This is a genomic window from Fundidesulfovibrio sp., assembly GCF_058402725.1.
Genome location: NZ_JBZVFJ010000039.1, coordinates 1 through 26,974, shown reverse-complemented (window position 1 = coordinate 26,974; position 26,974 = coordinate 1). Strand labels below are relative to the sequence as shown.

The 26,974-nt window shown below is 66.2% G+C and carries 30 protein-coding genes; 18 read left to right on the top strand and 12 right to left on the bottom strand.

The features are described from left to right. Positions 1-233 precede the first annotated feature (233 nt). Positions 234-1,610, bottom strand: coding sequence for a glutamate--tRNA ligase (gltX, locus tag ACV4UX_RS07335; protein WP_491592662.1), 1,377 nt, complete (start codon positions 1,608-1,610; stop codon positions 234-236). Positions 1,611-1,857: 247 nt separating this feature from the next. Between gltX and ACV4UX_RS07330 the strand changes: the two genes are divergently transcribed. Genes ACV4UX_RS07330 through ACV4UX_RS07320 form a run of 3 tightly spaced genes read left to right on the top strand, consistent with a single transcriptional unit; the run spans position 1,858 to position 4,132 of the window. Further along, positions 1,858-2,262 (top strand): DUF2318 domain-containing protein, encoded by a 405-nt coding sequence (locus ACV4UX_RS07330; protein ID WP_491592661.1) that lies wholly within the window; start codon positions 1,858-1,860, stop codon positions 2,260-2,262. A 10-nt stretch (positions 2,263-2,272) separates the two neighbouring features. After that, positions 2,273-3,433 (top strand): ABC transporter permease, encoded by a 1,161-nt coding sequence (locus ACV4UX_RS07325; protein WP_491592660.1) that lies wholly within the window; start codon positions 2,273-2,275, stop codon positions 3,431-3,433. Between the two features lie 27 nt (positions 3,434-3,460). Continuing rightward, the gene (locus ACV4UX_RS07320) at positions 3,461-4,132 is read left to right on the top strand and encodes an ABC transporter ATP-binding protein (RefSeq protein WP_491592659.1); all 672 of its coding nucleotides are present in this window, start codon (positions 3,461-3,463) and stop codon (positions 4,130-4,132) included. A gap of 67 nt (positions 4,133-4,199) precedes the next feature. Here the strand turns inward: ACV4UX_RS07320 and ACV4UX_RS07315 are convergent, their stop codons facing one another. The 7 genes from ACV4UX_RS07315 to ACV4UX_RS07285 all read right to left on the bottom strand — a co-directional run bounded on the left by ACV4UX_RS07315 (position 4,200) and on the right by ACV4UX_RS07285 (position 9,428). Beyond that, entirely contained in the window at positions 4,200-5,207 is a 1,008-nt protein-coding gene (locus tag ACV4UX_RS07315) for a hypothetical protein (RefSeq protein ID WP_491592658.1), read from the bottom strand. Between the two features lie 75 nt (positions 5,208-5,282). Further along, on the bottom strand, positions 5,283-5,822 hold the full coding sequence (locus ACV4UX_RS07310) for a hypothetical protein (protein ID WP_491592657.1): 540 nt from the start codon (positions 5,820-5,822) through the stop codon (positions 5,283-5,285). A 131-nt stretch (positions 5,823-5,953) separates the two neighbouring features. Beyond that, complete coding sequence (locus ACV4UX_RS07305) at positions 5,954-6,964, bottom strand: hypothetical protein (RefSeq protein WP_491592656.1); 1,011 nt, start codon at positions 6,962-6,964, stop codon at positions 5,954-5,956. A 59-nt stretch (positions 6,965-7,023) separates the two neighbouring features. Beyond that, complete coding sequence (locus ACV4UX_RS07300) at positions 7,024-7,845, bottom strand: hypothetical protein (RefSeq protein WP_491592655.1); 822 nt, start codon at positions 7,843-7,845, stop codon at positions 7,024-7,026. Continuing rightward, on the bottom strand, positions 7,835-8,065 hold the full coding sequence (locus ACV4UX_RS07295; RefSeq protein ID WP_491592654.1) for a hypothetical protein: 231 nt from the start codon (positions 8,063-8,065) through the stop codon (positions 7,835-7,837). Before ACV4UX_RS07295 ends, ACV4UX_RS07300 begins: the two co-directional genes overlap by 11 nt. 36 nt (positions 8,066-8,101) lie before the next feature. Further along, a complete protein-coding gene (locus ACV4UX_RS07290; protein ID WP_491592653.1) occupies positions 8,102-8,485 on the bottom strand; it encodes a CxxCxxCC domain-containing protein in 384 nt (127 codons plus the stop codon). Between the two features lie 16 nt (positions 8,486-8,501). Then, positions 8,502-9,428, bottom strand: coding sequence for a sulfite exporter TauE/SafE family protein (locus ACV4UX_RS07285; protein WP_491592652.1), 927 nt, complete (start codon positions 9,426-9,428; stop codon positions 8,502-8,504). A 161-nt stretch (positions 9,429-9,589) separates the two neighbouring features. Here ACV4UX_RS07285 and ACV4UX_RS07280 point away from each other — a divergent pair, with 161 nt between their 5' ends. Beyond that, the gene (locus ACV4UX_RS07280) at positions 9,590-10,663 is read left to right on the top strand and encodes a TOBE domain-containing protein (protein ID WP_491592651.1); all 1,074 of its coding nucleotides are present in this window, start codon (positions 9,590-9,592) and stop codon (positions 10,661-10,663) included. Positions 10,664-10,876: 213 nt separating this feature from the next. On the opposite strand, the gene rpmB is transcribed toward ACV4UX_RS07280, so the two are convergent. Further along, a complete protein-coding gene (gene rpmB / locus ACV4UX_RS07275; RefSeq protein ID WP_173086755.1) occupies positions 10,877-11,089 on the bottom strand; it encodes a 50S ribosomal protein L28 in 213 nt (70 codons plus the stop codon). Between the two features lie 150 nt (positions 11,090-11,239). On the opposite strand from rpmB, the gene ACV4UX_RS07270 reads away from it, so the two are divergent. From ACV4UX_RS07270 to ACV4UX_RS07205, 14 genes are all read left to right on the top strand, one after another. Continuing rightward, positions 11,240-11,776, top strand: a complete 537-nt coding sequence (locus ACV4UX_RS07270; RefSeq protein WP_491592650.1) for a YceD family protein — start codon at positions 11,240-11,242, stop codon at positions 11,774-11,776. 12 nt (positions 11,777-11,788) lie between these two features. Further along, on the top strand, positions 11,789-11,974 hold the full coding sequence (rpmF, locus tag ACV4UX_RS07265; protein ID WP_173086757.1) for a 50S ribosomal protein L32: 186 nt from the start codon (positions 11,789-11,791) through the stop codon (positions 11,972-11,974). Beyond that, a complete protein-coding gene (gene plsX, locus ACV4UX_RS07260; protein WP_491592649.1) occupies positions 11,958-13,010 on the top strand; it encodes a phosphate acyltransferase PlsX in 1,053 nt (350 codons plus the stop codon). Before rpmF ends, plsX begins: the two co-directional genes overlap by 17 nt. A gap of 18 nt (positions 13,011-13,028) precedes the next feature. Then, positions 13,029-14,024, top strand: coding sequence for a beta-ketoacyl-ACP synthase III (locus tag ACV4UX_RS07255; protein WP_491592648.1), 996 nt, complete (start codon positions 13,029-13,031; stop codon positions 14,022-14,024). Positions 14,025-14,091: 67 nt separating this feature from the next. After that, a complete protein-coding gene (fabG, locus tag ACV4UX_RS07250) occupies positions 14,092-14,841 on the top strand; it encodes a 3-oxoacyl-[acyl-carrier-protein] reductase (RefSeq protein ID WP_491592647.1) in 750 nt (249 codons plus the stop codon). Between the two features lie 34 nt (positions 14,842-14,875). Then, complete coding sequence (gene acpP, locus ACV4UX_RS07245; protein WP_173086761.1) at positions 14,876-15,109, top strand: acyl carrier protein; 234 nt, start codon at positions 14,876-14,878, stop codon at positions 15,107-15,109. 75 nt (positions 15,110-15,184) lie between these two features. Continuing rightward, positions 15,185-16,426: a beta-ketoacyl-ACP synthase II gene (gene fabF / locus ACV4UX_RS07240; RefSeq protein WP_491592646.1), complete on the top strand. Its 1,242-nt coding sequence runs from the start codon at positions 15,185-15,187 to the stop codon at positions 16,424-16,426. Between the two features lie 118 nt (positions 16,427-16,544). After that, positions 16,545-17,783, top strand: a complete 1,239-nt coding sequence (gene glyA, locus ACV4UX_RS07235) for a serine hydroxymethyltransferase (protein WP_491592645.1) — start codon at positions 16,545-16,547, stop codon at positions 17,781-17,783. Positions 17,784-18,065: 282 nt separating this feature from the next. Continuing rightward, on the top strand, positions 18,066-19,265 hold the full coding sequence (locus ACV4UX_RS07230; protein ID WP_491592644.1) for an AAA family ATPase: 1,200 nt from the start codon (positions 18,066-18,068) through the stop codon (positions 19,263-19,265). Then, complete coding sequence (locus ACV4UX_RS07225) at positions 19,262-19,897, top strand: DUF4276 family protein (RefSeq protein ID WP_491592643.1); 636 nt, start codon at positions 19,262-19,264, stop codon at positions 19,895-19,897. The genes ACV4UX_RS07230 and ACV4UX_RS07225 overlap by 4 nt, the downstream gene beginning before the upstream one ends. Before the next feature lie 5 nt (positions 19,898-19,902). After that, a complete protein-coding gene (locus tag ACV4UX_RS07220; protein WP_491592642.1) occupies positions 19,903-20,358 on the top strand; it encodes a deoxycytidylate deaminase in 456 nt (151 codons plus the stop codon). A gap of 7 nt (positions 20,359-20,365) precedes the next feature. Next, positions 20,366-21,463, top strand: coding sequence for a bifunctional diaminohydroxyphosphoribosylaminopyrimidine deaminase/5-amino-6-(5-phosphoribosylamino)uracil reductase RibD (ribD, locus tag ACV4UX_RS07215; protein WP_491592641.1), 1,098 nt, complete (start codon positions 20,366-20,368; stop codon positions 21,461-21,463). Positions 21,464-21,572: 109 nt separating this feature from the next. Then, positions 21,573-22,919, top strand: coding sequence for a DUF945 family protein (locus ACV4UX_RS07210; RefSeq protein WP_491592640.1), 1,347 nt, complete (start codon positions 21,573-21,575; stop codon positions 22,917-22,919). 9 nt (positions 22,920-22,928) lie between these two features. Further along, positions 22,929-24,608: a CocE/NonD family hydrolase gene (locus ACV4UX_RS07205; protein WP_491592639.1), complete on the top strand. Its 1,680-nt coding sequence runs from the start codon at positions 22,929-22,931 to the stop codon at positions 24,606-24,608. A gap of 10 nt (positions 24,609-24,618) precedes the next feature. Here ACV4UX_RS07205 and ACV4UX_RS07200 read toward each other — a convergent pair whose 3' ends face one another. From ACV4UX_RS07200 to ACV4UX_RS07190, 3 genes are all read right to left on the bottom strand, one after another. Continuing rightward, entirely contained in the window at positions 24,619-25,575 is a 957-nt protein-coding gene (locus ACV4UX_RS07200) for a DMT family transporter (protein ID WP_491592638.1), read from the bottom strand. A 26-nt stretch (positions 25,576-25,601) separates the two neighbouring features. Next, complete coding sequence (locus tag ACV4UX_RS07195) at positions 25,602-26,504, bottom strand: hypothetical protein (protein ID WP_491592637.1); 903 nt, start codon at positions 26,502-26,504, stop codon at positions 25,602-25,604. A 195-nt stretch (positions 26,505-26,699) separates the two neighbouring features. Then, positions 26,700-26,974 (bottom strand): hypothetical protein (locus ACV4UX_RS07190; RefSeq protein ID WP_491592636.1); only part of this gene is annotated, 275 nt, incomplete at its 5' end.

Here is a 26,974-nt window from a genome sequence, read left to right as displayed (position 1 = left end):
CCGACGATGCTTGACCCGGTGAATCCCGCGAAGCAATTGCCGGGGTCTGGGGGGAGGCACTCCCCCCGGCGGGTCCGGGCGGAGCCCGGCGGGTCCAGGGCGGAGCCCTGGCGGGTCCGGGCGGAGCCCGGCGGGTCCAGGGCGGAGCCCGGCGGGTCCGGGCGGAGCCCGGCGGGTCCGGGGCGGAGCCCCGGCGGGTCCAGGGCGGAGCCCTGGCGGGGTCCGGGGCGGGGCTAGATCCGGCCGAGCCTTTCGAGGACGCGCGCCTTGCCCATGGCTTCGATCATCTCGAAAAGCCCGGGGGAGGCGGTGCGGCCGGTGAGGGCCACGCGCAGGGGCTGGGCGACGGCCTTGAACTTCAGGCCGTTCTGGTCGAGCCAGTCTTTGGCGGCGGCTTCGAGGGGTTCCTGGCGGAAGTCGGCGGCGGCCTGGAAGAGTGCGGCCAGTGCGGCGAGGTGGGGCTTCACCTCGTCGGTGAGGAACTTGGCCCGGGCCTGAGGGTCCATGGCCGGTGCGTCGTCCACGAACATTTCGGCCTGTTCGGCCATCTCCACGATGGTGCGGGAGCGCGGCTGAAGCAGGGGGATGAAACGTTTGAGGTATTCCTGGTCCGCGTCGGGGCGGCCGCGCCGGGCCAGGGCGTCGGCCAGGAGCCCGGCGAGGCGGTCGAGGGGCGCTTCCTTGATGTAGTGCTGGTTGAGCCAGAGGAGCTTTTCGCGGTCGAAGACCGAGGCGGAAGCGCCCAGGGCCTTGATGGAGAAGGCGTCGAGGAGCTGCTGCTTGGTGAAGATTTCCTGGTCTCCGAAGGCCCAGCCCAGTCGGACGAGGTAGTTGAGCATGGCTTCGGGGAGGATGCCCTCGTCGGAGTATTCGAAGACGGCGGTGGCCCCGTGGCGTTTGGAGAGCTTCTTCTTGTCCGGCCCGAGGATCATGGGCACATGGCCGAAGGCGGGCAGGGGCAGGCCGAGGGCCTTGTAGATGAGGATCTGCTTTGGGGTGTTGTTCAGGTGGTCGTCGCCGCGCACCACGTGTGTGATGCCCATTTCGGCGTCGTCCACCACCACGGCGAGGTTGTAGGTGGGGGTGTTGTCGGAGCGCCGCAGGATCATGTCGTCGAGTTCGGCGTTGTCGAAGGAGACGGGTCCTCGGATGAGGTCGTCCACGAGGGTCACGCCGTCGAGGGGGGCCTTGAGGCGCACCACGCGTCCGGGGCCGGGGCCGAGTCCGCGTTCGCGGCAGCGTCCGTCGTATTTGGGCTTGCGGCCCTGGGCGCGGGCTGTTTCGCGCATGGCCTCCACTTCCTCGGGGGAGCAGGAGCACCAGTAGGCGGTGCCTGCTTCCACCATGCGGTCGATGGCGGCGTTGTACACGTCGAAGCGTTGCGACTGGTAGATGGGTTCGCCGTCCCAGTCGAGGCCGAGCCAGGTCATGGAGGCGAGGATGCCGTCGGTGTAGGCGGCGACGGAGCGTTGGGTGTCGGTGTCCTCGATGCGCAGGACGAAGCGCCCGCCGGCCTGACGGGCCAGGAGCCAGTTGAAGATGGCGGTGCGCGCGCCGCCGATGTGCAGCTGGCCGGTGGGGCTGGGGGCGAAGCGGGTGACGACGTTCATGGGGCCTCCGGGATGCTTGGTGGCCGGGTGGTTAGCGCCCCGGGGGAGACGTGTCAACGCGCGCGGCCCGGCCCGGGCCGCTTCGATGTGCAAGGCGCTTGCACAAGTGCTGCACATCGATAGAAAACAGGTAGAATATCGAACCGTTGCATCGCGGCACGATTCCCGCAAGTGCGGTCGGGTTTGCACGGTGGGCGGACGGCCGTCCGTCCCGTGCGCCAACATCCCATCCCGAGAGGTACCCCGCGTGAAACGCCTGCTCCTGACCCTGACGCTTCTTCTGTCGCTGCCCTTTGCCGCCTCCGCCGCCGACGACTCGGTGAGCATCCCGCTCAAGGACGTGAGCGAGACGGCCAAGTTCTACAAGCACGACGAAGGCGGCGTGACGGTGAAATACTTCCTGATCAAGGCCCCGGACGGCACGGTGCGCGCGGCCTTGGACGCCTGCGACGTCTGCTATCCCGAGAAGAAGGGCTACAAGCAGCAGGGCGAGTTCATGGTGTGCGTGAACTGCGGCATGAAGTTCCACGTGTCGCGCGTGAGCCTGGTGAAGGGCGGCTGCAATCCGCACCCCGTGGCCACCAAGGTGGAGGGCGACGTGGTGATGATCCCCAAGGCCGAACTTGCCGCCGGCGTGAAGTACTTCAAGTAGGCGTGGCTCCATGAACCTCCTCACGCTTCCGGCGCGCACGCTGCGGCGCAAGCTGGCGCGCACGCTCCTGCTCACGCTGGTGTTCGCGCTGGGCATCTGCTCGGTGGTGGCGCTCAACTACGTGTCCACGGCCGTGGGCGACTCCATGGAGAAGAAGCTGACGGCCTATGGCGCGAACATCCTTCTCCAGCCCCGGGTGGAGACGCTCTCGGTGGGCTACGGCGGCTTCAGCCTGGGCAGCGTTGCTTTCGACGCGAAGCATCTCACGGCCGAACAGGTGGCGCGGGTGCGCTCCATTGAGCTCAAGGAGCGCATCGCGGCCGTGGCCCCCAAGTTCATGGCCCTGGCCCGGCTGGGCGGGCGCTCCGTGGCCATGATCGGCGTGGACTGGCCCGAGGAGCTGATGATCAAGAGCTACTGGGGCTTCGAGGGACGCCCGGCCGACGCCCCCGGCGAGGTGCTGGCCGGGGCCAAGGCGGCGCAGGCCCTGGGGCTCAGGCCAGGCGACAGCTTCGAGGCCAACGGCACGCGCTTCACCGTGGCCGGGGTGCTCACGCCCACGGGCTCCGAGGACGACAACGTGGTCTTCGCGGGCCTGGCCGACCTCCAGGCTGCCTTCGGCCAGCCCGGTGCCATCCACTTCGCGGAGGTGGCGGCGCTCTGTTCGGGCTGCCCCATCGACGAGATCGTGGCCCAGATCCAGCAGGCGCTGCCCGAGGTGGACATCGTGGCCATGCAGAAGGTGGTGAAGAGCCGCATGTACACCATCCATTTCGTGCAGCACCTGGCGCTGATCGTGAGCGTGATCCTCCTTGTCACGGCCTGCTTCATGATCGCCCTGTCGCTGTTGGCCTCGGTGAACGAACGCAAGCACGAGATCGGCGTGTTGCGCTCGCTGGGGTATTCGCGGGCGGCGGTGTTCTCGATCTTCAGCGTGGAAGCATTGATCATCGGCATGGCGGCGGGGCTGGTCGGCTATTTCGGCGGCTTCGGGGTGAGCCTCCAGGTGATGGACCTGCTGGACCTGGCCAAGGAGTCGAGCCTTTCCATGGAGCCCCTGCACCTGGCGGCCACGCTGGGCGGCGTGGCCCTGGTCTCGTGCCTGAGTTCAGTGATCCCTGCCTGGAAGGCCGCCAACACCGAGCCGAGCCAGGCCCTGGTGATGCTCTAACCTGGGTCCGCCCAGAGGAAAACGACCATGCTGCAAGCCTTGAACGTCTCGAAAACCTTCGGCGACACGCCCGTGCTGCGCGACGTCTCCGTCTCCGTCGGCGCGGGGGAGTTCGCGTGCGTGGTGGGGCGCTCCGGTTCGGGGAAGTCCACGCTTTTGAACGTGCTCTCCTCGCTGCTGCGGCCGGATGCGGGCCGCGTGCTCTACCGCGACCGCGAGGTGTCGGCCATGGGCGAGGGCGAGCTGAACGCCCTGCGCCACGGCGATTTCTCCATGATTTTCCAGCTGCACCACCTGCTGCCCTACCTGACGGCCCTGGAGAACGTGATGCTGCCCTACATGAACAGCCTGCGCCCCGTGAACGGCGAGACGCGGGACAAGGCCCGTGAGTGCCTGGCGCGCGTGGGGCTCGCGGGCAAGGAGGAGCGGCTGCCGGGCAAGCTCTCCGGCGGCGAGCAGCAGCGCGTGGCCATCGCCCGGGCGCTGGTGAAGAGCCCCTCGGTGCTCTTCGCCGACGAGCCCACGGGCAGCCTGGACAAAAAGAACGGCGACGCCGTGATCGAACTGTTGCGCGACGTGCACCGCGACGGCGTGGCCGTGGTGATGGTCACGCACGACCTGGGGTACGCCAAGCTCGCGGACCGCACCGTGGTGATGGAAGACGGCCAGGTTGTGGAGGACGGCGGCCCCGCCTGCTAGACCAGCCGCACCGGACCGCATTTCACGACGCCCGGCCTTCCCGCGTGGAGCGCCGGGCGTTCCGCGTCTACTGGGCCTTGTCCCCCGGCAGGGCCAGCCCGTCGCTGGCCAGGGCGGCGTCCAGGGCCGCGCGCCATGTGGCGTACTGCTCATGGTAGTCGGCGGCTGCCTGGGCCACGCCGGGGTCCTGGCTGAGCTGGACGAACATCTGGAATTGCTGGTCCCAGATCGTGAAGTTCGGGACGTAGAGCTTCATCCACCGCATGACGTCCTGCTGCAGCGGCTGCATTTCCGGGTACTGTTTGAAATATTCCGTGACGCCGCACATCAAACCCATCGCCATGGCATTGACCGAACGCACGGCAAGGTATTTGGTCTGCATGTAGATCACCATGTAGTAGAGGCTGTGCTCTTCCTCCACCGGGTAGTTGCCGCTGGACGGGTCGAAAAAATCAGCCATGGAGCGCAAGAACGACAACATCTGGAGCGACAGCTTGCCGAATTCTACGTACTTGTCGCTCAACTTTGCCACGCTGCCGCCGTCGCGCGACACGGCCTCTTCGTTGGAGTAGGGCCAGCGCTTGATCAAGTCGGAGACCAGCCCTTCGACTTCCAGAACCTGGGCAACCAGGGTTTCGTCTCGCAGGAACTGTTTGCGCAGGCGCTCCGAGTATTCGGCCGCGTCTTTCGAGGACTTGCGCATGGCCCAGGCCTGCCGCCGGAACCCGACCATGGGCGTGTCCGTCTTCCAGGATGCCAGAACCACCGCATTGTAATCATACGTCGTGACTTCGGCCAGATTGGCCATCTCCCCCAGGTACAGAAGGAGCGCCTGCGCCACCAATGTCTGTCGTATGAAAGCGATGTCCGTGGAATTGGTTTCGCTTTGCGCGCTCTGCGCCATGGACTGCAGCTTGCCGTCTATGTTGACCTGCACGGCGTGCACCTGCTCCGCATAGGCCTGCATCGCCTCGGCTGTTTTCTGGGCGGAGCGCTGCGATTTGACCATCCTGTCGGAGGCGGCATACGCCACCACGATCCCGATCCAGAGAAACACAAGAAGAGCGTACCGCACTCCAATAACCTCCTTGATGCGGACTTGGGGTCAGTCGGCGGCAGGCATCGCCGCCGACTGCCCACTTTCGTGCACTCAGCGCTGGTTCTTGAGTACCTTGGCGGTACCGAACGCCGCACCGGAATACTTATCCACTGTGTCGTGCACCTGCATCGCAGCGGTCGATCCTGCGCCCAGAGCGGAACCCACCCCGATTTTCAACAGCGAAGCCGCGCCCCTGGCCGCTTCGTTCGGCTGGATTTCCTCGCCTCCCCAAGCTCGCGCGCCCTGGACGAGGGCTTGCGTCGGCGTAATCAGACTGCCTGCCGCGCCCTTCAACGAGGCCTGCGCGCCGCCGAACGCCTTCGGAAGTACCGTGCCGAACTGGAGCAATGCGTTTCCAGGATACCTCGACGTGAAATCCGTCTCGATCCCTGTAAACCGAGTCAACGCCCCACGCGAACCCGTTTCCAGCGCATCCACGGCCCAATCGTGCGGCGTGAGTTTGTCCTTCATGACGTTGTCCAGGCCGCCCTTGTTGTCGTTCACATAGTCCTGATACCAGTCACCGGCCGCCTTGATCCCACGCCCGACCATGCCGCCGTCGGGGCCGATCAGGGGCTCTTCCTTCTTCATCTCGTACCCGGTGACGCCCTTGGATAGCGACTCCAGGCGGGCCTGCATCGGGTCGTAGCTGCCCGAGAACAGCGAGGCCAGCTTCTCCCGGCGGCCCGGCCCTCACGCGTGAATCACCGGACGTTACGCATCTACTGTGTCTTGTCCCCCGGCAGGACCAGCCCGTCGCTGGCCAGGGCGGCGTCCAGGGCCGCGCGCCATTTGCGGTACTGCTCCAGGTAGTCTGCAGTTGCCTTACGAACGGCGGGGTTCTTGCTTACCTCTCCGATCAGCCGGGTCGTTTTTTCGCTTTCCTCGAAATCGAACAACATGAAGTTCAACCCCGCCACGGCATACGCCTCCTGCGCCTTGACTTCAGGGATATCCTTGTAGCGCTGCGTGACTCCGTAGAGAAGCGCCATGGTCATCACGCTGTGGATGCGCAGCGCCAGGCGTTGCGTCATGCCATGAATGATAAGCGGCTCCACGCACTGATCACCGTCCATATTGAAGCCCCCTGACAACGGGTCAAACCGCATGCTTATGTTCCTGAACGTGGACATTGCTTCCTGGGAAGCGCGCTCCATATCAAGATACTGCTGGCCCAACCCTGCGAAAACATCACCGCCCGGCGTCCCCATTTCGCAGGAGGCGTATGGCCACCGATCCAACAGGTCTTTAACATGACCTCTGAATCCCTGCAGGATGTTCCGCAGCTCCTCGTCCTTGACGAAAGTATCCCGGACAACGTCGATACGGCGCTCCATATCGTCTCTCTTGGCATACATCGTCGCGACAAGACTTTTGTCAAAACGAAAATCAGTCTGTGTTTTCCAGGAAATCAGACTCTCTAGGAAGAACGTCCACGCCACCACATCTGAATAATTTATCAACTCCGCAACATAGCCGACCAGACCTGCATTGACGAACGCCTGGCAACGGATTTCATCTCTAGATCGATCAAGAGCTATGGCCTCATCTTGCAACCCCAATCTAATGTTTTCTTTCCTAATCGCGTAAAGACGCTTCATATAATCGTCGCTTGATTCGATGTATTTTTTAACATCTTGTTCTGTTTTCACTCCGGCATTACACGTCGACACCGCTACACAACAAACAAGTGCCGTCGCCATGGCGAACCGCAGACAATCCAATGCACGCATAGTTCGATTCCATTCGGACAGCCGGCCCGCAAACGTGGACCGGCTGTCCGTCATTCTGTTCAGCGTTGATTCTCCAAGGCCTTCCCGGTGGCCGACCCTGCGTTCATGTACTTGTCCATCAGGTCCTGGGCCTGCAGCGTCGTGGGCGATCCTACGCCCCGCGTGACGCCTACACCGGCCTTCCACAGCGAAGTAGCGCCACTGGCAGCTTCCTTCGGCTTGATCTCCTCGCCTCCCCAAGCTCGCGCGCCCTGGACGAGGGCTTGCGTCGGCGAGATCAGACTGCCTGCCGCGCCCTTCAAATACGACTGTGCGCCTCCGAGCATCTTGATGGGTGACAGGCCGAATTGAAGCACTCTGTTTCCAGCATATCGCGGCGTGAAATCCGTCTCGATCCCCGTCCACCGCGTCAACAGCCCACGCGAACCCGTTTCCAGCATATCCACGGCCCAATCGTGCGGCGTGAGCTTGTCCCTCATGACGTTGTCCAAGCCGCCCTTGTTGTCGTTCACATAGTCCAGATACCAGTCACCGGCCGCCTTGATCCCACGCCCGACCATGCCGCCGTCGGGGCCGATCAGGGGCTCTTCCTTCTTCATCTCGTACCCGGTGACGCCCTTGGATAGCGACTCCAGGCGGGCCTGCATCGGGTCGTAGCTGCCCGAGAAGAGCGAGGCCAGCTTCTCCCGGCGGCCCGGCCCCAGGGTGTGCGTCAGGCTCGGGGCGGTCCATGACGGCTCGCCGCCGTCGCCGCCCCTAAGACGCCATTCACCGGATGTGTCCAGCCCCAATCCGGCAGAACCTGTATCGTTTTCGCTGAACGAGTTCGACTGACTGTCTGCCAGTGGCGTCTCGATGTTGTCAATGTCTTCAACGCCCATGGCGGCCTCCCTGGGCAAACCGCCCTTCGCTCGGGGTACCGTGGTGTCCGGACCAGCCCAACGGGTAAAGTTCCTCCTCGGCCAGGTCGCGCACCTCGGCATAGACATCCAGAAGCTGCGCGGGGTTGCCCATCAGCACACGCCAGAAGGCCGTCTCCGCCTTGGCGGGCCAACTCTCCACCACGTCGAACAGCAGGTTGACCGCAGCACTGCCGACCATCGCACAGACCGCACGCCATCTGCGGGACTACGTGTATTATCGCCTTAATTCGATGCGGAAACCGCAGCCGGGCAGCAGGTCGTGCCCGGCCAGCCAGGTGGAGGGGCGGGGGTAGTCGCGGCAGATGTCCAGGCGGCCCGCGTAGTCGCCGCAGCGACGGTCCGTCAGCAGGGTGCAGGCGAAGAGCAGCACGCCCGTCGGCGTGCGCCCCGTGATCCGGAAGCGCGCGAAGCCCGGGTCCTCCCGGACCAGGGCCTCGAAGTGTTCGGGCACGGTGATCAGCCCGCCCTCGGCGGTCAGGCAGAGGTTTTCGCAGCACGCCCCGCAGCGCAGGCACGCCCCGGACACCACCACCTCGCGCCGCGCGAGCCGCGCGTACAGGGAGCGGGCAGCCCCCAGCACCGCCTCGGGGGTGAACACGGCGCGCCCTCGAAGCCTAGAACAGGGCTTCCTTCAGATAGCGCAGCGCCAGGAGCACGATGAGCACCGCCAGCATGCCCTTGATGAGCTTGGCAGGCACGTGCTTCTGGCAGCGCGCCCCCAGGTACATGCCGCACATGCCGCCCAGCCCGAAGAGCACCCCCAGGGTGTAGTCCGGGGCCACCGAGAGCTTGGGATAGAAGGGCGCGATGGCCTGGTAGAAGGCCACCCCGGCCACGGAGGTCACGAAGGTGCCCATGAGCGCGGCCCCGGCCACCGTATGCACCGGCAGCCCGTAGAAGGCCACGAAGAACGGCGCGATGATCGCACCGCCGCCGATGCCGTAGATGCCCCCCACGATGCCCACCACGAAGCTCAGCCCGAAGATGCCCGTGGTCTTCACGCTGTAGCTCTCGCCCTGGAACTCGTAGGCCAGGCGCGACAGCGTGAACGACGTGACGTGCACGAGCCCCGCGCCCTTGGGGCCTTGGCAGTCCGCCTTGACCTTGGGGTCCTGCGCCGTGGCGGCGGGCTTGGCCGGAGCCTTCTTCTTCCAGAGGTCCCAGGCCATGCGCCCGCCCACGTAGAGCAGCACGAAGGCCGCGAAGGCCTTGAAGCTCCCGGGGTCGGGCAGCCACGTCACGCGCACCACCGCCCCGATGAGCACCCCCGGCAGCGTGCCCAGCACCACCACCCACGTGAGCGGCCAGACCATGCGCCCCTCGCGGATGAAGCGCCACACCCCGCTGGGAATGGCCACGATGTTGTAGAGCTGGTTGGTGGAGCTCACCGAAGGGTTCACGTACCCCAGCACGCTCATCTGGAACGGCAGGAGCAGAAACGCCCCCGAAACGCCCCCCATGGACGTGACGAACGAGATGGCCAGGGCCACCAGGGGGGGAACCAGCGGATTGACCTCGATGCCTGCTGCCGGGAAGTACATGGGATCGCTCCTGATGTCGTTCGTGGCCGATGGAATCGCTGGACTCCGGGCATTTACGTCACGCTTCTTTTCTTTTACGTGACTCTTGCCTACCCTGGACAGAATCACTTGTCTAGCGGAAACAGTGATTATACTGAAAAGGCACTCCCGGAGGTCCCCCCATGCTCCCTCGCGATCCGGCCCCCGCCGACGCCTCCGACCGGCTCCCGCCCGGCAAGGTGTTCTCCATCCCCGAGGACGTCAAGTGGCTGGACCCTCTCCAACTGGAGGCGCTCACCGGGGCCTTCCGCGCATGGCGCGCCGTTGCCGCGACGCCGGGAGCGCGCCGGGCGCGCAGCCGGGTGTGGGCCGTTTACCTGCTCCTGCGCTACACGGGCGCGCGCCTGGGCGAGGTGCTTGCCCTGGACGACCTGGAGGATCTGGACCTGGAGCGCGGCCTGGTGGGCTTGGGCAGGCAGGGCGAGGCACCCGGACGCCGGGTGGAGCTGCCAGCTGACGCGGCGGCCGAGCTGCGCGCCTGCCTGGAGCACCCCGACTGCCGCCCCTTGCGCGGCAGGATGCTCCAACTGGACCAGGGCTTCGTGCGAAAGAAGTTCTACGAGCGCGGCCGGGAGGCCGGCCTCCCCCGGGAGTTGGCCAACGCCAGCGCCCTGCGCAAGTCCCGGGCCATCGAACTGTTGCGCAGCGACGTGCCCCTCGCGGTGGTGCAGGCCCTGCTGGGGCACTCCACGGCCAGCCTCACGGCTGCCTGCCAGGACTTCTCCGACGACGACGTGCGCCGCATCCTCTCGCGCTTCGTGCGCCGCGAGGCCACGCGCCGCACCAGCGCGCGCAACGCCTTCCACGGCCGGGTGGCGCGCGTGGCGCGCGGAGACATCCAGTCCCTGGTGGAGCTGGACACGCTGGGCGGTTTCGCCGTGCGCGCGCTCATCACCAACGACAGCCTGGAGGTGTTGGAACTCTCCCGCGACAAGATGGCCACGGCCCGGGTGAAGGCCCCGTGGGTGTCGGTGTTTCCCGGGCCGGAGAGGCCGCGCGCGGGCGCGTCCAACGCCTGCAAGGGGCGGGTGGAGCGCGTCACCTTGGGCGAACTGGCCGCCGAGGTGATCCTGGAGCTGCCGGGAGGCACCCGGCTGTGCGCCGTCGTGGAACGCGAAGAGGCCCGGGGGCTGGAACAGGGCATGCCCGCCTGGGGGGTCTTCTCCTCGGGCGCGGTGATCCTGGACCTGGACTGAGGCCCCCGGCCGGTCGGACACAAAGCGGCGCCTCCCCTCTCCGGAACCGGCGGAGGACGCCCTGGGACGGGTGCTCAAGGACGGCCAGGCGGCGTCACAACTGGCCGGACCTGCGGCGGAACCAGCGGCCCGGCCTGCGGCCGGACCAACGTCGAAAGGCCGGACCGGGGAACTCCCGATCCGGCCTGGAAAGGCTTCGGAGGCGTTACGGCCCTACTCGGCCTTGGCGCGGGCGACGGGCTTGACCACCGCGCCGGAACGCAGGCAGCGGGTGCAGACCGTCATGGTGCAGACCTCGCCGGAGGCCTTCTGGGCGCGCACCTGGCGCAGGTTGGGCACGAAGCGGCGCTTGCTCTTGTTGTTGGCGTGGGAGACGTTGTTGCCGACCTGGGGCTTCTTCCCGCAGTTTTCGCAGACCTTGGACATATCGCTACCTCCAGACAGGGTGATGCCCCTGGAAATGAAAATCTCGTCAAAGGGAAGCGATGCTTACACGCACTTTTTCAGGCTGGCAAGCTTTTTGTTGACAGAACCACGGGGCACGATTATTCGGCGTTGTTTCCCGGAGGACGAAGCATGGCCGGACTGTGGCTGGACATCACCGACATCCCGGCCGAGGGCCGCGAATTCACCGTGGACGACCCGGAACTCTGGGCCGTCGGCCTGCGTGAATTCCACATGGATTACAACGCAGCGGTTCCTCTGACGGCCACGTTCCGCGTGGCCCCCGTGGAACGCGGCGTCCACGTGACCGGCAGGCTTGCCGGACGCATGGAAACCCCCTGCGACCGCTGCACCGTCCCGACCTCCGTGGAAGTGGACCAGCCCTTCGAGCTCTTCGAGGAAGAACCCCTCTCCGGCGAGGAGCAGGTGGAGCCCGGGCTTTTGCGCCGCACCGGGCGCACCCTGGAGCTTGACGCGGGCGGAATGCTCTGGGAAGAATTCGTGCTGGCGCTGCCCGTGAAGCCGCTGTGCTCCGACGACTGCAAAGGCCTGTGTCCCTCCTGCGGGAAGGACCTGAACGCCGGTCCCTGCCCCTGCGGCGGAACCGAGCTGGACCCGCGCTTGGCCGCCCTGCGCGGGCTGACCATCGCCAAGAAAGACCAAAAATAGAGGTATACGGAAATGGCCGTCCCCAAGAAGAAAGTCTCCAAGTCCCGCAAGGGCATGCGCCGCTCCCACGACGCCCTGACCCCGCCCAACGTCATCCTGTGCTCCTGCGGGGAGCCCACCCTGCCCCACCGCGTGTGCCCCAGCTGCGGCACCTACAAGGGCCGCCAGGTGCTCAAGCGGGATGAACCCCAGTCCTAGTCGGCCCCGCATCGCCGTGGACGCCATGGGGGGGGATTTCGGCCCCCACGTGGTGGTCCCCGGCGCGGTCCAGGCCGCCAGACGCGAGCAGTACGACCTCCTGTTGGTGGGCGACGAGCCGCGCATCGCCGCCGAGCTTTCCAAGCTCGACACGCGCGGCATCGTGGTGCGCATCGTCCACGCCACACAGGTGGCCGACATGCACGACAAGCCCTCGGAGGCCCTTCGCAAAAAGAAGGACTCCTCCATCCAGGTTTGCTGCAACCTCGTGCGCGGCGAGCAGGCCGACGGCCTCATCAGCGCCGGCAACACCGGCGTGGTGCTGGCGTGCAGCCTCTTCACCCTCGGACGCCTCGAGGGGGTGGACCGGCCCGCCCTGGTCACCATCTTGCCCACCGAGCGCTCCCCGTGCGTCCTGGTGGACGCCGGAGCCAACGTGGACTGCAAGGCCATCAACCTCATGCAGTTCGGCATCATGGCCGACGTGATGTCGCGCGTGCTCCTGGGCTGCCAGGAACCCCGCGTGGCGCTGCTCTCCAACGGCGAGGAGGAAGGCAAGGGCAACCAGCTGGTCAAGGAAGCCTTCGACCTCTTCAAGCACTGCTCGCTCAACTTCGTGGGCAACATCGAAGGGCGCGACATCTTCACCGGCGAGGTGGACGTGGTGGTGTGCGACGGCTTCGTGGGCAACGTGGCCATCAAGCAGGCCGAGGGCCTGGCCTCGTCCCTGGGGAGGCTCCTCAAGGGCGAGCTGCGCCGGGGCTTCTTCGCCAAGATCGGCACCACCCTGGCGCTCTCGGCGCTCAAGCGCTTCTCGCGCCTCATGGACTACGCCGAGTACGGCGGCGCGCCCCTGCTGGGCCTGAACGGCACCGTCATCGTCAGCCACGGGGCCTCCAACCAGAAGGCCATCGCCAACGCCGTGGACATGGCCGGCAAGCTCGTGCGCAAGGATACCGCGCGCCTGCTCAAGGAAGGCCTGTCCGCCAACAAGGACTTCGCCCTTTACACCAAACGCACGGCCCAGGCCGGCTAAGCCCCCCCACTCCCCTCCATGCAGCCACGCTTCACGCTTGAAGGCTTCGGCCGTTACGTCCCCCAGCGGGTGCTCACCAACGCGGACCTCGAGTCCATCGTGGAAACGAGCGACGACTGGATCACCACGCGCACCGGCATCAAGGAGCGACGCATCGTCGCCCCCGGCGAGGCCTGCACCGACCTGGCCGCCCACGCCGCCCGCGCGGCCCTGGAAAACGCCGGGCGCGACCCCGGGGACGTGAGCCACATCTACGTGGCCACCTTCACGCCCGACACCGTCTGCCCCCCGGCCGCGTGCACCCTCCAGGACAAGCTGGGCCTCAAGAACCTGGCCTGCATGGACATCGCCGCCGCCTGCTCGGGCTTCCTCTTCGCCCTGGACACGGGCATGGGCGCCATCGCGCGCAAACCCGAGTCCGTAGTGCTGGTGTGCGCCTCCGAGGTGGTCACCAGCCGCACCAACTGGGCCGACCGCGCCACCTGCGTGCTCTTCGGAGACGGCGCGGGAGCCGTGGTGCTCTCCAACCGCGAGCCCAAGCCCGGCCAGGCCAGCGTGCGCGACATCATCATCCGCAGCGACGGGGCGCTCGGCCCCCTGCTCACCGTGAAGGGCGGCGGCTCGGCCCATCCTTACAAGCTTGGCCAGACCGTGGACGCCGACCACTTCATCGAGATGATCGGCCCCGAGATCTACAAGAACGCCGTACGCAACATGACCCAGGTCTGCGAGGACATCCTGGCCCGCAACGCCCTGACCATGGACGACGTGGACCTCTTCATCCCCCACCAGGCCAACCTGCGCATCATGGAAGGCGTGGCCAAGCGCCTGCGCTGCCCCGAGGCCAAGGTGATGGTCACCGTGGACCGCTACGGCAACACCGCCGCCGCCTCGGCCCCCATCGCCCTGGCCGACGCCCTGGCCGACGGCCGCGTGGGCTCGGGCTCGCGCGTGCTCATGACCACCTTCGGCGGCGGCTTCACCTGGGCCGCGGCGCTGCTGGAATTCGCCTAGAAAATGACATTTGTCATCGCGACACGTTTGCGCTAGGAACAATCCTCACCTCGACCCCGGACAGCCCATGAAAAATCCTCCCCGGCTCACAGCCCTCGTCACCGGAGGCTCGCGCGGCATCGGCGCGGCCGTGTCCAAGCGCCTTGCCCAGGACGGCTTCTCCGTGATCCTCACCTACGTCTCCAAGCCCGAGGAGGCCAAGGCCGTGGCGGCCCACATCATGGCCGAGGGCGGCGAGGCCCAGGCCCTGCGCCTGGACGTGGGCGACCGCGAGGCCATCCCCGCCTTCTTCAAGGAACACATCGAGGGCAAGGTGGACCTGGACGTGCTGGTGAACAACGCCGGCATCACCAAGGACGGCCTGCTCGTGCGCATGAAGGACGAAGACTGGGACCGCGTGATCGGCGTCAACCTCACCGGGGCCTTCACCTGTCTGCGCGAAGCCGCCAAGATCATGATGAAACGGCGCGCCGGGCGCATCGTGAACATCGTCTCGGTGGTGGGCCAGACGGGCAACGCGGGCCAGGCCAACTACGTGGCCGCCAAGGCCGGGCTCATCGGGCTCACCAAGACGGCCGCCGTGGAGCTGGCCCCGCGCGGCGTCACCGTGAACGCGGTGGCCCCCGGATTCATCGAATCCGACATGACCGCCGTGCTCCCCGAGGCCGTGAAGGAAAATTTCCTGCAGCAGATCCCGCTCAAGAAAATGGGCACGCCCGAGGATGTGGCCGCGGCCGTGTCCTACCTGGCCTCGCCGGGGGCGTCCTACGTCACCGGGCAGGTCCTGGCCGTCAACGGCGGCCTCCACCGCAGCTGAACTAGCCAACCATCCCCCACCAAGGAGAACTCGAATGTCCGTCGCTGAAAAAGTTAAGGAAATCATCGTTGACCAGTTGGGCGTCTCTGCCGACGAGGTCAAGCCCGAAGCCAAGTTCGTGGACGATCTGGGTGCCGACTCCCTCGACCTCACCGAGCTGATCATGGCCATGGAAGAGGAGTTCGGCGTGGAAATCGCCGACGAGGACGCCCAGAAGATCGTCAAGGTCCAGGACGCCATCGACTACGTGGCGGCCAAGCAGGCCTAGCCTGCCACCATCATACGCCTTGGCGGCCGGTCTCACGCCCGGCCGCCCGGCTTTCCTCCCAAGGCGCCAAAGACCATGAAGCTCCATCGCGTCGTCGTCACCGGCATGGCCGCCGTCACCCCCCTGGGCAACGACCTGGCCACCAGCTGGACCAACCTCCTGGGCGGAGTCTCGGGCGCGGGCCCCATCACCCGCTTCGACCCCACAGGCTTCGACACCACGTTCGCTTGTGAAGTCAAAGGGTTCGACCCATCGCCCTTCATCCCCGCCAAGCAGGCCAAACGCCTCGACCTGTTCGCCCAGTACGCGGTCGCCGCGTCCCTGATGGCGGTCAAGGACGCGGACCTCGCCATCACCCCCGAGCTGGCCCCCCACGTGGGCACCATCATCGGCTGCGGCATGGGCGGGCTCTCCACCATCGAGGAGCAGCACAAAAAGCTGCTGGCCGGCGGCCCCTCGCGGGTATCGCCCTTCTTCATCCCGGTGCTCATCGCCAACATGGCCGCAGGCCAGGCGGCCATCTTCACCGGCGCCAAGGGCCCCAACGTGTGCACCACCACGGCCTGCGCCTCCGGCGCGCACGGCGTGGGCTACGCCTATACGGACATCATGCTGGGCCGCTCCAAGGCCATGATCTGCGGCGGGGTGGAATCCACCATCGCCGTGCTGGCCGTCTCCGGCTTCAACGCCCTGAAGGCCCTCTCCACCCGCAACGACGATCCCCAGCACGCCTCGCGCCCCTTCGACAAGGACCGCACCGGCTTCGTCATCGGCGAGGGCGCGGGCATCCTTGTGCTGGAGGAACTGGAGTTCGCCAAGGCGCGCGGCGCGCGCATCCTGGCGGAGGTGGTGGGCTTCGGCGCTTCCGGCGACGCCTTCCACATGACCGCCCCCCCCGAGAGCGGCGAGGGCATGGCCCTGGCTATGGGCGCGGCCCTGCGCGAGTCGGGCCTCAAGCCCGAGGAGATCGACAGCGTGAACGCCCACGGCACCTCCACGCAGTTGAACGACGCCTGCGAGACCAAGGCCATCAAGACCGTCTTCGGCAGCCACGCCCACAAGCTCTCGGTCACGGCCAACAAGTCCATGATCGGCCACTGCCTCGGCGCTGCCGGGGCCATCGAGAGCGTCTTCTCGATCAAGTCCATCCTGGAGCAGGTGGTGCCCCCCACCATCAACTACACCACCCCCGACCCCGACTGCGACCTGGACTACACCCCGGGCGCACCGCGCAAGCGCGAGGTCCGGGCCGTGATGAACAACTCCTTCGGCTTCGGCGGCACCAACGCCAGCGTGGTCTTCAAGCGCTTCGAATAGACCGGTTCGACCGGCGGGACGCCCCACGCGGGGCGTCCCGCCTCCAGCTTTCGACACAACGGGCTTCGCGGGTCTTGACCGGCAGGTCCGTTCACCTTTTTCAGCAGGAGGGCCTTCCATGGACGAGATCTTCATCCGCGATCCCGAAATCGCCGCCGCCATCGCCTCCGAGATCGAACGCCAGGTCTGCGGCCTGGAACTCATCGCCTCCGAGAACTTCGTCTCCGCCGCCGTGCGCCAGGCCCAGGGCTCGGTGATGACCCACAAGTACGCCGAGGGCTACCCCCACAAGCGCTACTACGGCGGCTGCGAATTCGTCGACGTGGCCGAAGACCTCGCCCGCGACCGCGTGAAGCGCCTCTTCGGCTGCGACTACGCCAACGTCCAGCCCCACTCCGGCTCACAGGCCAACATGGCCGTCTACTTCTCCGTTCTCAAGCCCGGCGACACCATCCTGGGCATGAACCTCTCCCACGGCGGACACCTGACCCACGGCAGCCCCGTGAACTTCTCCGGCCGCTTCTTCAACGTCGTCTTCTACGGCGTGGACAAGGAGACCGGGACCATCGACTACGAGGAGCTTGCCAAGCTCGCCGCCGAGCACAAGCCGAAAATGATCGTGGCCGGCGCCAGCGCCTACCCCCGCGTCATCGACTTCGACCGCTTCCGCGCCATCGCCGACTCCGTGGGCGCGCTGCTCTTCGTGGACATGGCCCACATCGCGGGCCTGGTGGCCGCGGGCCAGCACCCCAGCCCCATCGGCAAGGCCCACTTCACCTCCTCCACCACCCACAAGACCCTGCGCGGACCGCGCGGCGGACTGATCCTGGCGGGCGAGGCCGAGGCCAAACAGCTCGATTCCCAGATCTTCCCCGGCATCCAGGGCGGACCGCTCATGCACGTGATCGCGGCCAAGGCCGTGGCCTTCGGCGAGGCCCTGCGCCCCGAGTTCAAGGCCTACCAGGAGCAGGTGGTCACCAACGCCAAGGTCATGGCCGAAGGCCTGGTGGCCCTGGGCTACAACCTGGTGTCGGGCGGCACGGACAACCACCTGATGCTCGTGGACCTGACCAACAAGGACGTGACCGGCAAGGACGCCCAGATCGCCCTGGACGCGGCCGGCATCACGGCCAACAAGAACACCGTGCCCTTCGAGACCCGCTCGCCCTTCGTGACCAGCGGCATCCGCCTGGGCACGCCCGCGCTCACCACGCGCGGCATGCGCGAACTGGAGATGGAAAAGGTGATCGCCTGGATCGACGCCGCCGTCACCGCCCGCGACAACGCCACGAAGCTCGCCGAGATCAAGGCCGAGGTGAAGGCCTTCGCCAGCAAGTACCCCCTCTTCGCCTGGTAGACCCGGCTGGAGTTGACGAACCCTCAAAGGGCCGCCGGGCGCACCGGCGGCCCTTTCGCTTTGGCTGGGGAAGGAAAGCACGGCTGGGTGTGGGCCTGGACGGGCAGACGCGAAGGGAGGGATGGTCGTGCGGGAGGCCTCCGTCCATATGGCTACGCCCTTTTGGAATCCCCTCCCGCTTCGCGGTATTTCGAGGCCGCGCCGTTGTGGAGCCGTCCTTGACAAACGGGCGCGTAGGCCTCACGAACCCCAAGAGAGAGACCGCCTGGATACAGAGGGATTATGCGCATTCACCGCCTGGAAGTGGAGGGATTCCGGTCCCTGAAACAGGTCTCCTGGGAACCGGGAGCGCTGAACGTGGTGATTGGGCCGAACGGGTCGGGGAAGAGTAATTTGCTCGACATATTAACTCTTTATAAGTTGTCCTCATCAGGAACACTCCATCAGCATATCAATACCCTCGGTGGCATCCGATCCATTGTGTGGGATGGCTCGGCTCCGCAAGTCCTACTCAGCGTGCACTTGGAGAACATACTTTATTCAAATGAACGAACAGACGCACATTACGCACTCACCATATCAAATTTGAATCCGATCGGTGCCTATATCATATCCGACGAGACATTCACACTCATAGAACGAACATCTGACCAAAACACTCACCAACTACCCCGGTCGATCATCAGACGTGACGCTAAAGGCGGCATACTTGAGAAAGACGATGGCATTGATGTTCATTTCACAGAAGAGTCAATGTCGGCTGTTGAAACAATACTGTCTGCCATCCCACAAGGATTTTTTACTTCAGGAAGTCTTTCATGTTCAGCTGTAAAGGCTGCGGCATCGGCTTGGACAATTTACGATCAGATCGACGCAAGAAGGTCTTCTCCCCTCCGGCAGGCACCAGTCGCGTCTTTCGAGAAACGTCTTGCAACCAATAGTTCAAATCTCATCCAAGTCCTCCACACCCTTTACACCACCGACCGCACCTTCGAGTCCGACGTAGATTCCGCCATGTCTGCCGCGTTCGGCAACGACTACGAAAAGCTCGTTTTCCCTCCGGCGGCCGACCAGCGCGTCCAATTGCGTATCCGCTGGAAGTCGCTCAAGCGCGAGCAGTCTGCCCTGGACATCTCCGACGGCACCCTGCGTTTTCTCTATCTGCTGGCCATCCTGGCCAACCCCGAGCCCGCTCCGCTCATCGCCATCGACGAGCCCGAGACCGGGCTGCATCCGTCCATGTTCCCCATCATCGCGGAGTTCGCGGCCGAGGCCAGCAAGAAGAGCCAGATCATCTTCACCACCCACTCGGACCAGTTTCTTACCGCTTGCGGCCCATTCAACCCCACCGTCACCGTAGCCTCCTGGACGGACGGTCAGACCAACCTCAAGGTGGTTGACAACGAACAACTCTCGGACTGGCTGAAACACTATTCCCTAGGTGCGCTCTTTCGCTCCGGCGAACTGGAGGACCTCGCATGAGGCTCGTCCTCTTCGTGGAAGGCCGCAGCGAAAACCTGGCGATCAAGGAATTCCTCAAACGCTGGCTGGACCGACGCACCCTCCAGCCGCTGGGCCTGCAAACCGTTCGTTTCGACGGCTGGCCCGAACTCGTCAAGGACGTGCCAGTCAAAGTTCCTCTCCACCTGCGCAAGGAAGACGTGCTCGGCGTCGTCTCGCTCCTGGATCTCTACGGTCCCACGTTCTATCCGAAAGACGTCTGTTCCTCCAAGGACCGCTGGGCATGGGGTCGCAACTACATGCAGAACCTGCACCAGGACGCGCGCTACCGCCACTATTTCGCCTGCCACGAATTCGAAGCATGGCTCTTCAGCGACCCAACCATTTTCCCGCAATCCATACGCCAAGTCTGGCCGCCCAAGCTCAAGGCGCCTGAGGATATCAACTTCACCCAAACGCCCAAATCCAGGCTCGACGCCCTCTATGAAAAGGGCATGGGAAAAGGGTACAAGCCAACCAGCAACGGCAAGGAACTGTTCCGAAAGCTCGACCCCGAACTTGCAGCCGGGAAATGCCCGCGCCTTCGGGAATTTCTGGATGGACTGCTCCAACTTGCCAGAGACCGCAACCTCGTGAAACCGGAGTATTGCTGAACACAATGGACCCTCGCCTCCCCTGGCCCGAATACTTCATGCGCATCGCCTTCCTGGTGGCCGAGCGCTCCACGTGCCTGCGCCGCCGCGTGGGGGCCATCGCCGTCAAGGACAAGCGCATCCTGGCCACGGGCTACAACGGCGCGCCCGCAGGCACCGCCCACTGCCTGGACATCGGCTGCCTGCGCGAGAAGCTGGGCATCCCCTCGGGACAGCGCCACGAGCTTTGCCGTGGCCTGCACGCCGAACAAAACGTGATCATCCAGGCCGCCACACACGGCGTGTCCCTCGTGGGCTGCGAGATCTACTGCACCACGCAGCCCTGCATCATCTGCACGAAAATGCTCATCAACTGCTCCGTCCAGCACATCCACTACGCCGAGGGCTACCCCGACGAGCTCTCCAAGGACATGCTCGACGAAGCCGGAGTCGGTTTTGACATCCTGCCCAGACACTCATGAGGCCCTCATGGCCCGCGCCCTGGACCTCGCCCGCCTGGGCAAGGGGACCACGGCACCCAACCCCTGCGTGGGCGCCGTGCTCGCGCGCGAGGGCCGCGTGGTGGCCCAAGGCTGGCACCAGCGCTGCGGCGGCCCCCACGCCGAGGTGAACTGCCTGGCCGACGCCCGCGCCAAGGGCGTGGACCCGGCCCAGTGCACCCTCTACGTCACCCTGGAGCCCTGCAACCACTACGGCCGCACGCCGCCCTGCACCAAGGCCGTGCTGGAGGCGGGCGTTCCCCGCGTGGTGGTGGGCTGCCTGGACCCCAACCCCCATGTGGAGGGCGGCGGCGCGGACTTCCTGCGCTCCCGGGGCGTGGAGGTCGCCGTGGGCGTCCTGGAGCGCCAGTGCCTGGACCTCATCGCGGACTTCAACGTCTGGCGCTTCACCGCGCGCACGTACAACATCCTCAAGATGGCGGCCACTCTCGACGGTCGCATCGCCGCCCGCTCGGGCCGCGCAGCCTGGGTGAGCTGCCCCGAATCGCGCGCCATGGTGCACGAACTGCGCACCCGCGTGGACGCCGTTGTGGTGGGCGGCGGAACCCTGCGCCAGGACAACCCCCAGCTCACGGCGCGCATCGAGGGCCGACCGCTGGAGCGCCAACCCCTGGCCGTGGTGGTCACTTCGCTGCTGCCGGAATCCGGCTCGGCCATCTCGCTTTTGCGCGAACGCCCGGAGCAGACCGTGTTCTGGACCGACGCCGCCAATGCCGCCTCCACCCGGGCCGAGGCCCTGCGCGACATGGGCGTGCGCGTGTGGGACCTCCCTCCCTTCGAAGGCGAACGCCTGGACCTTGGCGCGGGCTTCGAGCGCCTGCGCGCCGAGGCCGCCTGCCACTCGACCCTCTGCGAGGGAGGCGGACGCCTGGCCCTCTCCCTGGCCCGGCAGGGGCTCATGGACGAGTTCCTCTACGTCCTCGCCCCCAAGATCCTCGGGGACGAACAGGGCGTGCCCGTGTTCGCGGGTGGCCCGCCCCACGAGATGGACAAGGCCCTGAACCTGCGCCTGGCGGACGCGACCCCCCTGGGTCGAGACCTCCTGCTCGCCTACCGCCCGGCCTGAACCTTTCCATACGGGCAACGAAACGCTCGCGCTCTCGGCCCGGATGGGGCATGGTTCCACGCATGGGCCAAGCCCAGGTGTTCCGACACGTCAACCGGCAGGGCGATCCATGCGTACTCTTCTGGCCATTCTGGCCGCAGCGCTTCTGATCCTTCTTGGCTCCTTCCTTTATCTGGGCTCCCAGGCCCGGGATGCGGTCCAACAATCCCTGGCCTCGGCCGCCTCGGGCACGCCGGGGACGGCCATGAGCCTCAAGGAGCGCTCGGCCGGCCTTTTCTCCAGCCGCCTGGTCTACCGCCAGGAACTGGCTTTGTCCGAAGACGCCGACAAGCCTGAGGAGACCCGCCGCCTCGTCTTCGACGTCGCCTACGACATCGCCCACGGCCCTCTGCCCCTGGCCGCCGGGAGCTTCTCCCCCTGCCTTGCGCTTGTCGCGGTCAGCTTCGCCGTGGACCCCGCCTCGGACGCCTCCGTGCGCGACTTCTTCGCGCGGCTCCCGGAACTTTCCGCCACCCGGGCCACCCTCCGCTACGCCTTCGACCGCAAGTCCGTCATGGACTTGACGGTTCCTCCTCTGGAGAAGACCCTCCCCGACGAAACAGGAGGGCAGGTCACCGTCCGCTTCCAGGGGCTCACGGCCTCCGCCGTCATGAACGCCGCCATGGACGCCGTTTCGGGAACGCTCGCTTCGCCCGGGCTGAGCCTTCGGGACAAGGACGCCGGGACGGAACTCGAGGGGCTGAGCCTCTCCTTCGATTCGAAAATGTCCCGCCCCGGCTTCTGGACCGGAACCTACGCCTTCAAGGCGGGTTCGTTTCGGGCGGTCCAGTCCGGAGGGCAATCCCTCCATCTTCGGGATGTCCAGGCGGACGTGGGCCTTCTCCCCAGGAGCGAGGCGCTGGACTACCTCTTCGCCCTGGCCGGAACCTTGGCCCCCGAGGGCGGCCGGTCCGTTCCCCTGCGCGCGAGCCTGGAGGCCCGCAATCTGGACGCCGCCGCCATGGAACGCCTCGCCGCCCTCCTGCGGGCGAGCCAGGTCTCGGGCCGGGGCGCTCCGGAAGAGTCTCAGCTGCGCGCCGTGGGCGAGGCGCTGCTCAAGGGCGGCCCGCAGTTGGAGCTGGACCTCAAGCTCCTGGAGGGGAACGCCCTCCAGTCCCTGCATGCCGAGGTCCGCGTCGAAGCGCTCTCCGACATGCCTCAAAACCTTGCAGGGCTGCTGCCCTTCCTGCGCGCCAAGGCCGCCTTCTCCGGCCGGGAGCCCGACCTCCTGAACCTGCTCTGCGCCGTCAAGGCCCTGGGCCACGGCGTGCCCCCGGAACAGTGCGGGCAGGTCCTGTCCATGACCGTGGAAAACCAGGTCGCCCTGGGCCGGCTGCGCAGGGAAGGCGACCGGCTCCTGGCCGACGCGCTATGGGACGGCGACCGGTTCACGCTCAACGGCTCGCCACCGCGCTAGGAGTCTCCCATGGACTACTCCGACGGACTCGAACGGCTCCGCTACGCCCTCAACCGCATCCGGCGCATGCTCCGGCCCCGGGTGACCGTCACGCCCCCGCCCACCGGCGTGCGCTTCGAACGAGACGTTCCCGTGGCCATGCGCGACGGAACCATCCTGCGCGTGAACGTCTTCAGGCCCGAGACGGACGGCCCCTGTCCGGTGATCCTCTGCGCCCACCCCTACGGCAAGGACGATCTGCCCAAGCCCGACGGGAAAGGCGGCTACAAGGTTCCCCTGCGCTTCCACCTCTTTCGCCAACCCGAGCCCTTCGCCTTTTCGGCCTGGACCAGTTGGGAGGCCCCGGACCCGGCCTTCTGGGTCCCCCGGGGCTACTGCGTGGTCAACTGCGACCTGCGCGGCTTCGGCAACTCGGAAGGTCAGGGCACGCTGCTCAGCCACGCCGAAGCCCTCGACTACGTCGACCTCATCGCATGGGCCGCTTCGCAGCCCTGGTCCACGGGCAAGGTGGGGCTCCTGGGTGTCTCCTACCTGGCGCTCAGCCAGTACCGCGTGGCCCAGCTCAACCCGCCGGGGCTCGCGGCCATCTGCCCCTGGGAGGGTTTCAGCGACCTCTACCGCGACCTGGCCTATCCCGGCGGGGTCCGCGAGGACGGGTTCATGAAGCTCTGGAGCAGGCAGGTGCTCAAGGCCGGGCGCACGGCCGACAATCCCCGCAAATCCCAGCTGGAACACCCCCTGCGCGACGCGTGGTGGCAGGAGCACGCCCCGGACCTGGAGTCCGTCACCGTGCCCATGCTGGTCTGCGCCAGCTTCTCGGACCACTGCCTGCACTCCGGCGGGTCCCTGCGTGCCTTCCTGCGCGCCTCTTCGGCCCGTAAATGGCTCTACACGCACCGGGGCGGCAAATGGAGCACCTTCTACGGCTCAGACGCCACAAAAGCCCAGGAGGCCTTTTTCGGCCAGTTCCTCAAGGGCGAGGACACGGGCATCTTGAACACACCATCCGTCCGCCTGGAGGTGCGTGAAAGCGGGAGCGACATCCGGGAGGTGCGCCGGGAATCCTCCTGGCCGCTGCCCGGCACGGTCTGGACGCCTCTTTTCCTGGACGCCTCGGGCAGACTCTCCGGCGAGCCCTCGACACGGCCCTCGTCCATGCTCCTGGACCTGCCGTCCGGCCGCGCCGTCTTCGAGCACGTCTTCGAGCAGGATACGGAACTGACCGGCCCCATGAGCCTGCGCCTGCACCTGGAACTGGAGGGGGCAAATGACTGCTGCCTCTTCGCGGGGGTGTACAAGCTTTCCGGCGGGCGCACGGTGGGTTTCGAGGGGTCCTACGGCTTCGGCCTGGACAGGGTGGCCACCGGTTGGCTGCGCACCTCGCACCGCGAGGAGGATTCGTACTCTGCGCTGCCTGGCGTGCCCGGTCACGCGCACCTTCGGGCCCTGCCACTGGCGAGCGGGAAGGTCGCTCTGCTGGACATGGCCCTGCTGCCTTCGGCCACGTTCTTCCGCAAAGGCGAGGGGCTGCGCCTGGTGGTGCAGGGCCGCTGGTTCGAGCCCCGCAATCCCCTGGTCGGGCAGTTCCCGGCGGCCTATGAAGCCAGTCCTCGCTGCCGGGCATGCCTCCACATCGGCCAGGGGCGAGATTGCGCGCTGACCGTGCCGGTTATCCCCCGGCGCGGCTGAGCGGAAGCCCTCAACCCGCCGTGCCGGAACTCCGGCTTGCTGCCTTGAGGCCCCAAGCCACGCCCCCGAAGACCAGGGCCATCCCCGCCGCCTCCACGGCAGAGGGAAGCTGGCCCTGCAGGATGCAGGCGTAGAGGATGCCCGAGACCGGCCAGAACACGATGGCCTGACCGGCCACGCCAGCCGGGAGGAGCGTGTTGGCCTTGTTCCACATCACACCGCCCAGCCAGGAGACCGCCAGCCCAAGCACCAGAGACCCGCAGGCATAGGCCAGAGGCGTGGTGGCGGTTCCTTCCCAGGGCAGCGAACGCACCAGCACGAGCCGTCCCAGCAGAGCGAAGAGGGAGAAGACAAAGGCCGCGCAACCCACGGCGTTGGCCCAGCGAACCGGTGAAAGCTCCGGGTGGCGCTTGAGGAAGAGGAGATTGGCCACCAGGTAGAAGGTAAGCAGCGCCAGGGCAGCCAGGCTCGCGCCCATGCCCCAGCCCAGAGCCGTCGAGGAGAGCCCGTGGCCGTGCCGGGCCAGGTTCACGGCGGCCAGCCCTGCCCCGATGGCGCACAGGGGCGGCGCCATGCGCCGCCAAGGGGTTTCGCGGGTCTTGAGGTTGGCGGCAAGGGCCACGGTGACGGGGGTGAGCCCCATCACCAGTGTGGGCAACGCCGCGCCGGCCAGATCGATGGCAGCCACCAGCACCGTGTAGCAGCCGTAGTAGCCTGTGAAGGCGAAAAGAAAGGCCGTGGCCCATTGGGAGCGAGTAAGACCACGCACAGGGCCGCCCCGCCACATGAGCAGCGACGCCAGAGAGCCGAACACGAGGTAGCGGCCCAGGGACACGTCCCAGGGCGAAATTCCGGGCATCAGGAGCGGCGCCACGAAGGAGATCCCCCAGAGGCTTGCCCCCAAGATGGCGCAGAAGACCCCAGGCGCGCCGATGCGTGCCGGATGGCGCGACGAAGCGCCGCTCACCAGGACACTCCCGGGAACATGTCGTGCTACCGCGTGGCCTTGGAGAGGCGGTCGTCCAACTGCGTCTGTATGGCGGCCAGGGCCGTCTCGCAGGCTGCGGCCGCGTTCTGTTTGCGCTGCATGGAGAGCGCCAGGGACTTCACGTCGGAGTTGATGCGGGAAAGTTCCAGCACCCTGACGTTCACGTCCAGAAAAGCTTCAAGGTCGGTGCTCGCCTGTGACAAAGCCCGCGCCAATTCCAGTGAATCCCCTTGCCCAGCCCCCCGAAGGGCCTTCCGTGCCTTGGCCGCACCTGCATTCATAGCGGCCTCGATTTCGGACATGCGCGCGTCCGACGCCTCGGCAATGTGCGGCCCCTGGAGAGCCAGGATACGGGCTGCTTCAGCCAGGACCGTCAGGCAGGACAGAGCCATGCCCGTATCCTTGCCGCCCTGGATGCCTAAGGCCTCGCCAAGGGATGCCTCCAGCCGGTCAAGGGCCTGGACGCCCTCGGAATAGGAAAGCATGGATGCCAGCGTGTTGGTCTTCTGGACCACCAAAGGCAGGAATTCCTTGTCGATGGACGACAACTCGGCCCAACCCCGGTTGAAATCCTCAAGGCGTTCCAAGAGCGCCCCTGAAGGATCCTTGCGCAAGGCCGCGTCCAGAACCGCGCGCGCCTGCTCCACACGGTTGGCGGAGGCGGTCGCTTCCTGAGCGAACGAAGCTGCCTGCTCCCTGCTGCTGGAGAGGAGGGCGTTCTTTTCGGCCTCCAGGTTCTTGCGCAGGTCCACGCGCATGCCCCCCGCCAACTGAGCCAGGCGCAGCTGCGTGGTGAGGGTCTCCTCCAAGCGCAAGTCCGGCTTGTCCAGAAACGCCAGGACGATCAGCACAAGCGTGGCGGCAAATCCCAGGCCAAGCAGCCCGTAGCGTTTTTTCAGGTCGCTCATGATCTAACCTCTTGCTCGCGCCCATCCTGCGCTTCGCCAATGTGTTTGTACAGCGTCAGGTTCCACAAGCGCGCACCGGCCAAAATGAACTCCGAAGGCCTACGCAGGGAAGATCGGCTCCAACCTGAACCTGGGGTCCGCCCTCAAGAATCGAGTGGCCCGAAGAAACCCGGAGGGTCATTGAGACACGACAAGTCACCCGGGTGGATTGCCTCTGAGCCGTGTTTCGTGCGCTTCCAACTCTGGCAAGGTAACAATACACTCACCCGCTGGTTCTGTCACCGGGAGTGGTCTGCCTGCCCCCGAGCCTGTTTGGTTCATCGGAATATGAATAGGGCAGAGTGGCGCAACTGCGTGATCGAGCCTGGCTGTCGGCAGGTGCAGCCCGTAGGAGTTCTGAAGAATTTCCAGATAATTGAACAGTATTGTTAGCAACAAAGCAAGCCGCCCGCTCAAGTGAGCGGGCGGCT

Coding starts and splice junctions, on each gene's coding strand:
- gltX (WP_491592662.1), bottom strand. CDS start 1,610: ATGAACGTCGTCACCCGCTTCGCCCCCAGCCCCACCGGCCAGCTGCAC.
- ACV4UX_RS07305 (WP_491592656.1), bottom strand. CDS start 6,964: ATGCGTGCATTGGATTGTCTGCGGTTCGCCATGGCGACGGCACTTGTT.
- fabF (WP_491592646.1), top strand. CDS start 15,185: ATGAAGCTCCATCGCGTCGTCGTCACCGGCATGGCCGCCGTCACCCCC.
- ACV4UX_RS07195 (WP_491592637.1), bottom strand. CDS start 26,504: ATGAGCGACCTGAAAAAACGCTACGGGCTGCTTGGCCTGGGATTTGCC.
- ACV4UX_RS07225 (WP_491592643.1), top strand. CDS start 19,262: ATGAGGCTCGTCCTCTTCGTGGAAGGCCGCAGCGAAAACCTGGCGATC.
- ACV4UX_RS07270 (WP_491592650.1), top strand. CDS start 11,240: ATGGCCGGACTGTGGCTGGACATCACCGACATCCCGGCCGAGGGCCGC.
- ACV4UX_RS07310 (WP_491592657.1), bottom strand. CDS start 5,822: ATGAAGAAGGAAGAGCCCCTGATCGGCCCCGACGGCGGCATGGTCGGG.
- ribD (WP_491592641.1), top strand. CDS start 20,366: ATGGCCCGCGCCCTGGACCTCGCCCGCCTGGGCAAGGGGACCACGGCA.
- ACV4UX_RS07280 (WP_491592651.1), top strand. CDS start 9,590: ATGCTCCCTCGCGATCCGGCCCCCGCCGACGCCTCCGACCGGCTCCCG.
- acpP (WP_173086761.1), top strand. CDS start 14,876: ATGTCCGTCGCTGAAAAAGTTAAGGAAATCATCGTTGACCAGTTGGGC.
- ACV4UX_RS07300 (WP_491592655.1), bottom strand. CDS start 7,845: ATGGGCGTTGAAGACATTGACAACATCGAGACGCCACTGGCAGACAGT.
- ACV4UX_RS07210 (WP_491592640.1), top strand. CDS start 21,573: ATGCGTACTCTTCTGGCCATTCTGGCCGCAGCGCTTCTGATCCTTCTT.
- ACV4UX_RS07320 (WP_491592659.1), top strand. CDS start 3,461: ATGCTGCAAGCCTTGAACGTCTCGAAAACCTTCGGCGACACGCCCGTG.
- ACV4UX_RS07205 (WP_491592639.1), top strand. CDS start 22,929: ATGGACTACTCCGACGGACTCGAACGGCTCCGCTACGCCCTCAACCGC.
- ACV4UX_RS07285 (WP_491592652.1), bottom strand. CDS start 9,428: ATGTACTTCCCGGCAGCAGGCATCGAGGTCAATCCGCTGGTTCCCCCC.
- plsX (WP_491592649.1), top strand. CDS start 11,958: ATGAACCCCAGTCCTAGTCGGCCCCGCATCGCCGTGGACGCCATGGGG.
- ACV4UX_RS07255 (WP_491592648.1), top strand. CDS start 13,029: ATGCAGCCACGCTTCACGCTTGAAGGCTTCGGCCGTTACGTCCCCCAG.
- rpmB (WP_173086755.1), bottom strand. CDS start 11,089: ATGTCCAAGGTCTGCGAAAACTGCGGGAAGAAGCCCCAGGTCGGCAAC.
- ACV4UX_RS07295 (WP_491592654.1), bottom strand. CDS start 8,065: ATGGTCGGCAGTGCTGCGGTCAACCTGCTGTTCGACGTGGTGGAGAGT.
- fabG (WP_491592647.1), top strand. CDS start 14,092: ATGAAAAATCCTCCCCGGCTCACAGCCCTCGTCACCGGAGGCTCGCGC.
- ACV4UX_RS07230 (WP_491592644.1), top strand. CDS start 18,066: ATGCGCATTCACCGCCTGGAAGTGGAGGGATTCCGGTCCCTGAAACAG.
- ACV4UX_RS07325 (WP_491592660.1), top strand. CDS start 2,273: ATGAACCTCCTCACGCTTCCGGCGCGCACGCTGCGGCGCAAGCTGGCG.
- rpmF (WP_173086757.1), top strand. CDS start 11,789: ATGGCCGTCCCCAAGAAGAAAGTCTCCAAGTCCCGCAAGGGCATGCGC.
- ACV4UX_RS07220 (WP_491592642.1), top strand. CDS start 19,903: ATGGACCCTCGCCTCCCCTGGCCCGAATACTTCATGCGCATCGCCTTC.
- glyA (WP_491592645.1), top strand. CDS start 16,545: ATGGACGAGATCTTCATCCGCGATCCCGAAATCGCCGCCGCCATCGCC.